The 9,456-nt window shown below is 69.7% G+C and carries 11 protein-coding genes and 1 pseudogene; 3 read left to right on the top strand and 9 right to left on the bottom strand.

Annotated elements, in window-relative coordinates:
* Positions 1–43: 43 nt before the first annotated feature.
* Positions 44–889: a bifunctional 5,10-methylenetetrahydrofolate dehydrogenase/5,10-methenyltetrahydrofolate cyclohydrolase gene (locus ACIA5H_RS28015; RefSeq protein ID WP_397078392.1), complete on the top strand. Its 846-nt coding sequence runs from the start codon at positions 44–46 to the stop codon at positions 887–889.
* Between the two features lie 204 nt (positions 890–1,093).
* On the opposite strand, the gene ACIA5H_RS28020 is transcribed toward ACIA5H_RS28015, so the two are convergent.
* The 4 genes from ACIA5H_RS28020 to ACIA5H_RS28035 form a co-directional block, all read right to left on the bottom strand.
* Complete coding sequence (locus ACIA5H_RS28020; protein ID WP_397078394.1) at positions 1,094–1,828, bottom strand: hypothetical protein; 735 nt, start codon at positions 1,826–1,828, stop codon at positions 1,094–1,096.
* 266 nt (positions 1,829–2,094) lie between these two features.
* Complete coding sequence (locus tag ACIA5H_RS28025; RefSeq protein ID WP_379251799.1) at positions 2,095–2,742, bottom strand: nucleotidyltransferase domain-containing protein; 648 nt, start codon at positions 2,740–2,742, stop codon at positions 2,095–2,097.
* Between the two features lie 54 nt (positions 2,743–2,796).
* Positions 2,797–3,549: a L,D-transpeptidase gene (locus ACIA5H_RS28030; protein WP_355077411.1), complete on the bottom strand. Its 753-nt coding sequence runs from the start codon at positions 3,547–3,549 to the stop codon at positions 2,797–2,799.
* 186 nt (positions 3,550–3,735) lie between these two features.
* Positions 3,736–4,170, bottom strand: a complete 435-nt coding sequence (locus ACIA5H_RS28035; RefSeq protein WP_379251798.1) for a winged helix-turn-helix transcriptional regulator — start codon at positions 4,168–4,170, stop codon at positions 3,736–3,738.
* Positions 4,171–4,236: 66 nt separating this feature from the next.
* Between ACIA5H_RS28035 and ACIA5H_RS28040 the strand changes: the two genes are divergently transcribed.
* The gene (locus ACIA5H_RS28040) at positions 4,237–5,139 is read left to right on the top strand and encodes an NADP-dependent oxidoreductase (protein ID WP_355077414.1); all 903 of its coding nucleotides are present in this window, start codon (positions 4,237–4,239) and stop codon (positions 5,137–5,139) included.
* A gap of 30 nt (positions 5,140–5,169) precedes the next feature.
* Here ACIA5H_RS28040 and ACIA5H_RS28045 read toward each other — a convergent pair whose 3' ends face one another.
* On the bottom strand, positions 5,170–5,829 hold the full coding sequence (locus ACIA5H_RS28045) for a cyclodeaminase/cyclohydrolase family protein (protein WP_355077416.1): 660 nt from the start codon (positions 5,827–5,829) through the stop codon (positions 5,170–5,172).
* Between the two features lie 148 nt (positions 5,830–5,977).
* Here ACIA5H_RS28045 and ACIA5H_RS28050 point away from each other — a divergent pair, with 148 nt between their 5' ends.
* The gene (locus ACIA5H_RS28050; RefSeq protein WP_355077418.1) at positions 5,978–7,015 is read left to right on the top strand and encodes an LLM class F420-dependent oxidoreductase; all 1,038 of its coding nucleotides are present in this window, start codon (positions 5,978–5,980) and stop codon (positions 7,013–7,015) included.
* Positions 7,016–7,063: 48 nt separating this feature from the next.
* Here the strand turns inward: ACIA5H_RS28050 and ACIA5H_RS28055 are convergent, their stop codons facing one another.
* The 4 genes and pseudogenes from ACIA5H_RS28055 to ACIA5H_RS28070 all read right to left on the bottom strand — a co-directional run.
* Positions 7,064–7,402, bottom strand: coding sequence for an STAS domain-containing protein (locus ACIA5H_RS28055; RefSeq protein WP_364431340.1), 339 nt, complete (start codon positions 7,400–7,402; stop codon positions 7,064–7,066).
* Positions 7,403–7,505: 103 nt separating this feature from the next.
* Positions 7,506–8,609 carry a tyrosine recombinase XerC gene (gene xerC, locus ACIA5H_RS28060; protein WP_397078400.1) on the bottom strand — a complete coding sequence of 368 codons (1,104 nt, stop codon included), beginning with the start codon at positions 8,607–8,609 and terminating at the stop codon, positions 7,506–7,508.
* Positions 8,596–9,048, bottom strand: a complete 453-nt coding sequence (locus ACIA5H_RS28065; protein ID WP_364431003.1) for a hypothetical protein — start codon at positions 9,046–9,048, stop codon at positions 8,596–8,598. The genes xerC and ACIA5H_RS28065 overlap by 14 nt, the downstream gene beginning before the upstream one ends.
* Before the next feature lie 155 nt (positions 9,049–9,203).
* Positions 9,204–9,456, bottom strand: a pseudogene (locus ACIA5H_RS28070) (ISL3 family transposase); the annotation flags it as partial.

Here is a 9,456-nt window from a genome sequence, read left to right on the forward strand (position 1 = left end):
GCGGGAGGGATTCGTCCGGCCGCGCCCGTTAGGCTGTGTCAACGTGGATACCGTTTCGCTGTCCGGCAAGGAACTCGCCGCCGCCATCAACGCCGACACCAAGGCCCGCGCCGCCGCGCGCACCGAAGGCGGCGCCGCTCCGCGTCTTGCTCTGGTCGTTGCGAACGACGACCCCGCGAGCGCCTGGTATGTGAACTCACTTCGCAAAGCGGCCGAACGACTCGGAATCGTTTGCGACACGGTCGATCTGGGTGCAGCGGCCGGTGCGGCGGAGATCCGTGCCGAGCTCGCCGCGCGCGGTGCGGATCCGGCGACCGACGCGATCATGCTGCAGACCCCCCTCCCGAAGGGTGTCACCCTCCACGACGTGAGTTCCGCGATCGTCGCGTCCAAGGACGTCGACGGCGTCAGCCCGTTGTCGCTCGGCCTGCTGGCGGCCGGGCTGGACGGCTTCGTCCCCGCCACCTCCGAGGCCGTGGTCGAACTGCTCGAGCACCACCAGATCCCGCTGGCAGGCCGCCACGTCGCGGTCGTCGGCCGGTCGAACGTCGTCGGGAAGCCGCTCGCTCAGCTGCTGCTGGCGAAGGACGCGACCGTCACGGTGTGCCATTCCCGCACCGCCGACCTCGCCGCCGTCACCGCCGCCGCCGACATCGTCGTCGCCGCGGCGGGCCGCATCGGTCTGATCTCCGGCAAGCACGTTCGGGAGGGCGCGGTGGTCATCGACGTCGGCACCAACGAGGCCCCCGACGGCAAGATCGTCGGCGATGTCGACGCGGACTCGGTACGCGGCAAGGCCGCCGGGCTCAGTCCCGTCCCCGGTGGCGTGGGGCCGGTCACCACAGCCCTCCTCATGCGCCATGTGGTCACCGCCGCCGAATCCGACTGACCTGGCGCTCGCGCCTGCGGAGAGCTGCCTGATGGGTGCGGTCGGACGTAGTCCGTCCTCAGCCCGCGCATGGCCGGAGCGACGGCGGAGGTACGCAGCTTGCGCATGGCCGGAGCGAAGGCGGAGGTACGCAGCTTGCGCATGGCCGGAGCGAAGGCGGAGGTACGCAGCTTGCGCATGGCCGGAGCGAAGGCGGAGGTACGCCTAACCGCGGGCGATGGCGCTGATGAGAGTGCGCTCGCCGTCCTTGGTGGTGGTGACGATCTGCGGATTGTAGGTCACCGGTTGCTGTCCTGGGCGGTGCTCGGTGATCACCACGATGTACTGGCCCGCGAAGGCGCCGGGACTGATCGCGACACAGTGGGTGGTGCCCGGCGGAATGCTGTCGATGCCGCGCTGGATCGCGTCGGCTGCTTGTACGGCGGCGTCCGCGGTGGTGGTGGCGCGGACCTGCTCGCCGGACCGGTCCACGTAGTAGGCGTGCTGGAAAGCGAAGATCACCGCGGGGCCGGAGTCGAATCCGCCGACGCCGTTGCCCTGAATCCGGTTGCCCACCCGCTCGGCGGGGCACTGCGCGGTCGGTGCGGCGGGCGTGGTGGCCTGCGCGGACGGAACCGGTGCGGCGGCCTGCCGATCGGGGCCGCCGGTCCCGACCAGCACATAGGCCACGAGGGCCAGCGCGGCGATACCGAGTATGCCGAGCAGTGGCACCACCCATCGCCGTGAACGCGGCGCGGGCGAGCGGTCGATCAGCCCCGCGAATAGGTCCTCGTACAGCTCCGGCTCGGGTTCCGGCGGCTGCGCGGGCTCGGAGGGCGGCGCCGGCGGTCGATCCACCCACGCGGCCCACTCGCCGCGGTAGTCCTCGCCGGACGGCGCCTGTACCGGCCGCTCGGCGCCGTACGGATGCCCCCGGTCGTAACCGGGTCGTGCGCTCATCTCCGGTCGATCCATCGCCCCACCCTTCATCAGGTCCCCGTCAGATTAACCGCATCGTCCCGAGCCGGGAACGCCCTGCCGCGTTCACAATTGAGCCGTCCCGCCCCTCGGAGGGTACCGCCCGGTACGTCGATCCGGCGCACGTGTGCCGCGCCATCCCCGCCCGGCTCGCTGATTCGCGCCGACCGCGACCGAGGCGCACAACGCCGTTCCGCGGCGCCGAGAGCGCGAGCGCCTCTGCCGGAGAAGCGTTTCGGGAAGCGGCATCACCGCAGTAGGTTCAGCCATTCGTGCTCGGGGTAGTGGTCGGTCACGTACGTCCGCACGGCTGCTCGTTGGGCGGTGGTCAACCTCGGCCAGGTTCGCTCGAGATCGACGCGGTCCTTCGGTCTGGCCTGCTTGGCCTTGAAGATCAGCACCAGCTCCGGGTTGAGGTATCGGATGCCGTCGTCGGCGATCCAGGTCACCTCGTCGAGCGGTGCGACCATGGAGCGATCGCGCCGGTTGACCCATGCCCCGTCCTGTCCCGGATTCAGCAGAAGATCGATCAGCCATGGGGATCGCGCGTTCGCGCGCAGCCACACCTGATCGGCGCTCTCGGCTACGTCGGGGCAGCGTTCGTCGACGGGGCGGATGCCGTCCGGGCCCGCCGACCAGATGTGCAGGCGGCCGCGCGCGGCGGTGCGCAGGGCGGGCAGATCAGCGCGGAACATCGCCACGTCCACGTCGCTGTGCCGCCGCCGGGTGCCGGTGCAGGCGTCGATCGCCCAGCCTCCCGCGATCCACCAGGAAGCGTCGATGTCGCCGAGTATCTCGCCGACATCGCCCGGCGTGACGAATGCCCACGGGCCCCAAAGATCTTGGAAATCGGCTTCTTTCGTGTCACGAGGCGGCGGGATCGGAAACTCGCGCAACGGTGACCCTCCCTCGGGTACGTCTTCCGAACGCTACTCGGAGGAGGGCGCCGTTCACCAGTGCGTGACGACCGGGTCGCCGACGCCGATCGTGTGATAGACCCATTCGGCGTCGTCGGGAGCGAGGTTGATGCAGCCGTGGCTGACGTTCGAGTAACCTTGTTGGTCCACCGACCACGGAGCCGAGTGGATGAAAACACCGCCCCACGTGAGCCGTTCGGCGAACTCGCCGTTGATGATGTAGCCCTCCGGCGAACTCAGCGGAATGCCGATGGTGCGGGAGTCGAACACGACGGACCGGAATTTCTCCAGAACCGGCCATGTGCCGGTAGGCGTTTCGTATCCGGGCTTGCCCATCGAGGCGGGCATCGTCCGGACGACGGTGCCGCCGACGGTGAGCGTGAATGTGTGCGCCGACATGTTCGCTTCACCGAAAACGCCTGCGTTGGTGGTGAATTCCGTGCGCACGCCGCCGACCGAGACGAGGATGTTCGAACCGGCGGGCAGGAACCCGGTGGGCGTCCACGTCACTTCGCGATCGTCGGTCCACGCGAATGTGCCCGGCAGTGGCCGGGTCGTTCTGATGTCGATGGATTGTTCCGTCTGCGCGCGATTCGCGACAGGTGCGGCGAAACGAACGGTCACGGGCTGGGCCACGCCCACCACCTGGCCGTTCGAGGGTCCGATCGCCGCCACCGCGGGCGTCGACGGCTTTCCGATCATCGTCGCTGTCGCCGCGCCCGACCCGAACGCGGCAAGTGCCACGATCACGGTCGCGAGGAACAGGTACCGAATGGCGCTCCTCATGGCGTCCACCCCTTCGAGCTGGTGTGGTAGGCAAAAGACAGTCTAAGCTCCCATGATCAACTCGGCCACGGATAGAACTTGGTCCGTGGTCCAGTTGTGATCGGGGACACGCCCACCACTGAGCGCTTACCCCGCGCGGTCGCGTCGAAACGGGCACACGTACCGGTACCAGGGCTCCGGCTAGGGTCAGCGCGCGCCGCCGACGGGCAGCGGTTCCGGCGCGGCCGCCGCTCGCGCGTCGAAATCCGCTCGGGCGGAGAGGATCCGGTCCTGGTGCTCGACGGCCCAGATGCCCATGGCATGCGTGATCGCGCCGATGCTCGCGCCGAGTTCGGTGAGCGAGTACTCCACGCGGGGCGGCACCGTGGGGTAGACCGCGCGGTGCACCAGCCCCTCGCGCTCCAGGGCTCGCAGCGTGCGGGTGAGCATCTTCTGGGTGATGCCGTCCAGGCGGCGGCGCAGCTCGTTGAAGCGGATCGGCCCGCCGTGGCCGCGCAGCACGCCGAGCACGAGCATCACCCATTTGTCGGCGAGCACGGTCAGCACTTCTCGTGCGGGGCAGTGGTGCAAGTAGTTGTCGACCAGGCTGCCGGCCCCGGGCCGGTCACGGGCAGTATCCATTGGGTACCTCGGTATCAAGAAGGTGCCTTCTTTCCGAAAGGTACCACAGGTGGCCAGAATCGGTGCATGCTCGCAATCACGCAATACGCGTTCGGTGGCCCGGAAGTGCTCCAAGTGGTCGAGGTGGATCGGCCGCGGCCAGGTCCGGGGGAGGTGCTGGTGCGGGTCGCCGCGACCAGCGTCAACGCCGCCGACTGGAAGGTGCGCGCCGGGCTGGTCGGGAGGCTCGGCGATCCACCGCTGACGCTGGGGCTCGACGTGTCGGGTGTCGTGGCCGAACTCGGACCCGGTGTGGACCGGTTCGCGGTCGGTGATCCGGTATACGGCATGGTTTTCGGCGGCGCGAACGCGGAATACGTTGTGGCGCAAGCGCACGCCCTGGCGCCGAAGCCGAGGAACCTCGACCTGGTGCACGCCGCGGCACTGCCGACGGCGGCGCTGACCGCGTGGCAGGCGCTGGCCGCGCTCGGAGCGGGGCAACGCCTGCTGGTGCACGCCGCCGCGGGAGGCGTCGGGCATCTGGCGGTGCAGATAGCCCGGCACCGGGGCGCCTACGTGATCGGCACCGCACGCGCGGTCAACCACGAATACCTGCGCGGACTCGGCGCCGACGAGGTGATCGACTACACCGCGGTCGATTTCGGCGCCGCGGTGCGCGACGTCGACGTCGTGCTCGACCTGGTCGGTGGAGCGTACGGTTCTCGCTCGGTCCCGGTGCTCCGGCCCGACGGCAGATTGATCGACACGCAGGGTTCGGATGCGGAAGCCGATCCGCGTTACGAGCGGTTCTATGTCGAACCGTCCGGGGTATCGCTGCGCGAGATCACCACGATGGTCGAGCGCGGTCATCTGCGCGCGACCATCGACCAAGTGCTACCGCTCGCGGATGCCGCGAAGGCGCACGAACTCAGCGAGTCCGGACGGGTGCGCGGCAAGATCGTGCTGGTCGCTTGGAACCCGCCCGCCTGACGGGGCCGGGCCGTGGCCCGCGCGAGCGAGTCAGCGGCGAACGGCGTGCACGACGTCGGCGTGCAGGGCGTCCGCCCGCGCGGTCAGCTCGTCGATCCGCACCAGGACCGCGGCGAACCGGTCGCCCTCGGCGGCGGGCAGCGACGCCACGTTGATCTCGATGTTGAGCTGCGAGGAGGTCGCGGCGGCGCGGCAGGCGTCGGCGGCCGCGCCGATGTCGGTGACGACGTTCGGATTCCCGATCGGGAACAGCTCCGCCGCCAGCGACAGCACCTCGTCCGCCTCGTCGACGACGGCGGCGGGCACGCGGGCGGCCTCGATCAGCGCGTCGTTGATCGCCGCGGTGCGGGCGGCGAGATCCTCCGGGGTGTCCTTGGGCAGCTTGTAGGCGGCGCCGACAGCCGTGAACGCGGCGGCGTCGGCGTCGGCCAGCGCGAGAGCGCGCTCGCGGGCCGCGTCGGCGGCCTCGATGATCCGATCGACCACCGGCCGGTTCTCGGCGTCCTTGGCGCGGGTGGTGTATCGCGCGACCATCGCGACGAGCGCGGCGGCCTGCGCGGCGTGCAGCGCGGCCACCGCGCCGCCGCCCGGTGCGGGAATCTTGGCGGCCAGATCGCTCAGGTACTGCGCCAGGGCGGCCCCGCCGAAGGACGGCGCAGTTTCCGTGGACGACGAGCTGGTCTGCGACACGAGGGTGTTGCCTTTCGTTTACGGCGAGGATGGTCTACGAGTAGACGCTACCCCGTGCCGCCGGTCGTACGGTCGTGACCACGCCTTGCCGGGCCTTCCCCTGTGGCCGGTGCGCGGCCCGAGCGTACCCGCCGTTATGTTGAGTGCCATGCGCATCGGATTGAGCATCAACTACTCGGGGGGCTTCAAAGAGGCGGCGGCCGAAGTCGCCGACCTCGAGCGGGCGGGCCTGGACATCGTGTTCGTGCCCGAGGCGTACTCGTTCGACGCGGTGAGCGCGCTCGGTTACCTGGCCGCGAAGACCACGCGCCTGCAGTTGGCCTCCGGCATCCTGCAGCTCTACACGCGTACCCCGAGCCTGACCGCCATGACCGCGGCGGGCCTGGACTTCGTCTCCGACGGACGGTACGTGCTCGGGCTGGGCGCGTCGGGTCCGCAGGTGATCGAGGGCTTCCACGGCGTGCCCTATGACGCGCCGATCGGCCGGACCAGGGAACTGGTCGAGATCTGCCGGAAGGTCTGGCGGCGCGAGCGCCTGGAATACCAGGGCAAGTACTACCAGATCCCGCTGCCCGCCGAACGGGGCACCGGTCTCGGCAAGCCGCTCAAGCTGATCAACCACCCGGTGCGTGAGCGCATTCCGGTGCTGCTGGCCGCGCTCGGGCCGAAGAACGTGGAACTGGCCGCCGAGATCGCCGAGGGCTGGCAGCCGATCTTCTTCCTGCCGGAGAAGGCGAAGGATGTGTGGGCGGACTCGCTCACCGCGGGTCTGGCCAAGCGCGACCCCGCCTTGGGCGACCTGGACGTGTACGCGGGTCCGGCCCTGGCCATCGGGGACAACGTCGAACCGCTGCTGCAGTTCGTGAAGCCGCATCTGGCGCTCTACATCGGCGGCATGGGCGCCAAGGGCAAGAACTTCTACCACACCCTGGCCACCAAGTACGGCTACGGCGCCGAGGCCGACCGCATCCAGGAGCTGTACCTGGCGGGGGAGAAGGAGGCCGCGACGAAGGCGGTCCCGGACCAGCTGGTCCGGGACATCTCCCTGGTCGGCTCGGCCGGATACGTCAAGGAGCGGGTCGCGGCCTTCAAGGAAGCCGGCGTGACGGTCCTGAACGTCGTTCCGATGGCGGCCACCGCCGCCGAGCGCGTCAAGCTGATCGAACAGCTGCGCGAACTGGTCTGAGCAAGGCGCTGCCGCCGTCGACGGGTGCGACGGCGGCAGCGGCACGCGTCATCTCTGCTGGAGCGCCGCCAGCGCGGCGTCCAACGTCGAATGCAGCGCGAAGACCTGATCCAGGCTGGTCATCTTCAGTTGCCGACTGGTCGCCGGGCCCTCGGCGACGACGGCGATCGCGGTGGTCGAGCCGGCGCGCTGGTGGGCCGCGACGAGCGTCGCCATGCCCGCCGAGGCGAGGAAGCTGACCGCGGTGAGGTCGATGATCAGGGCCGCGGGCTTGCCGCTGAGAATGGCATCGATCGCATTCTCCAGTGCGGGCGCCGTCGCGAGATCGACCTCGCCGGCCACCGTCAGCACCGTGGCGCCGTCGTGGGCCGCGACCGTGGTGGTCATCGTGTCCGCGAGGGGGTACGCGTCTCCGGAAGTGTTGGTCACAACTCCACGACACACAATCCAGCGCGAATATGCAACCGCAGTGTGTTCATGCTGCGACACATTACACGGTCTTGGGGGTAGATTCGGCCCCGGGGTGGCGGTCCGGCGCACCGCACCGACCGGGCTCGGTGCGTGCCCATCGCGGCCTGGACGGCCGATCGCGCGTCGCGAGGGGGTGCGGCTCACCGGTCAGGACCGCTACCGCGGTGGCCAGCTCGGCGATCGAGGCACCGGTGTAGGTGAACGTCGCCATCCCGCGCGCCGGGCTCGCGCTGTGGCCGGCGAAGGCGCGCGCGACCGCCATGCCGAACTCACGCTCCACCCACGTCAACGTGGTGTGGCGGATCCAGTGCGCGCTGACCCCGAGCGCCGCGGCCCACGGCAGACGCGCACGCAGCCGGGCGGTGAGGGTGTCGTGGCGGCGCCGCCCGATCGGACGCCCGCCGCGGTAGCGCAGCACCCGATCGGTGGTCTGCGCGCCGCCGCGCTGGGCGGCGTGCTCGACCAGCCGCCGCATCAGCGTGGGAGAGACCGGATGCCAGCGCACCACCCCGCCTTTCTCCCGGAGCCGGACCAGGCAGTCGGCGACGTTCAAATCGGCTAGCGCGAGCCGGATCACCGCACCGCGCCGGCACGCGGTCTCGATGTGCAGGCGCACGATAAGGGCATCCAGGGCCGGGTCGTTGCCGGTGGTGGCGGCGATGTGGGCGAGTTCGAGGACCTGATCGACGGTCAGCGCATGGCGCAGTCCGGGTAATGCGGCCGGGCGGGGCACGACCGCTGCGGGGTTGTCGCGGTGCTCGATCAGCCGGTCCCGCTCGGCGTAGGAGTAGAGGCAGCGAAACGCGGACACGAAATGCGCGACCGCGGCGTGCCCATCGCGGGAGTTCGCCCGGACCACGACATTGTCCCGGTGCCCCTGTACGAGCCGGCCGATCTCGGTCGCGGACGGCTCATCGAGCCGACGCTCCGGCCATTCGCGTTCGATGATCCGCCAGTAGGTGTCGTAGTTGGCGACCGTCGTCGCCGGCACCGCCGCCCGCACGACCGGAATCCACGCGGCGAACGTCGGCACCTCCACGCCCGTCCCGGCCCCGAGATCATCGACGGTCAGCCCCATCCGCTCGAGCAGATGCCGCGCCGCGGCCAGGTCATCGATATCCATCGGCCGGCTCCCACAGATCCGGACTATGCGCATACACCGCGCCGGCGACGGCGGCCATCGGAAAGACCAGCAGCCTTCCGCGGTCCAGCGCCGCGATCAGCAACACGCGATCCCCGGCGAACAGGTGACAGCCGTGGCGGACCGCCGCCGGTAGATGCAGGTAGCCTCGCGGACCGATCGGCCACCGCCCGCCCTCGGCGGGTCTCACGACCGCGATGTGACGGTCGACCCCGACCTCGACACACTGCCCGGGCCCCCAGCCCAACGCGCGTAGCGCCGAGCGCTCGCCGATCCGGCCCCGGGAATCGAGCGCTGACACAGAGCAATGGATACGGCCGATCGGAACATCCGAAATCGCCGGCGGAAACTCGAAAGGCAGTCCCCGGGGCCAGTCATCGGCGGCGGCTGACGGATAGAAACTATCGAACTCGGACGTCATCGCCCGGCTCGACCGTTCGAATACGTCCTCGAAGGAAAGCCAGGCACGCGGAGAAGTTCGGCCGAGCCGACCGCGAAAGAGCACATCAGGTCACCTATCTCGGACCTGCCTGCGAATTCTCCCGATACCTAGTATAAGTCATCTGAGATCGCGCTTCAGAATGCGGGTGCCTGCGCGTCGATCCGGTCGAGTATCAGCAGTTTGGGGAGTGTCGGGTAACGGCTCTGCCTCAGTTCCTGTGGTGATCCAGCTATGCCAGCAGGATCCGTCCGGTGGCGGAGTAGCTCGTGCAGCAGGTTCAGGCCGCCGGTATAGCCGAGGGCTTTGATCTCGTGGAACAGATGCAGCACCGCGACGCCGGGCTCCTCGGTGCGGCGGTGGCGCAGGTGGTCGCGGTAGGGGTTCGAC

This window comes from Nocardia sp. NPDC051900 (assembly GCF_044452545.1).
In the GTDB taxonomy this organism is placed as follows: domain Bacteria; phylum Actinomycetota; class Actinomycetes; order Mycobacteriales; family Mycobacteriaceae; genus Nocardia; species Nocardia sichangensis.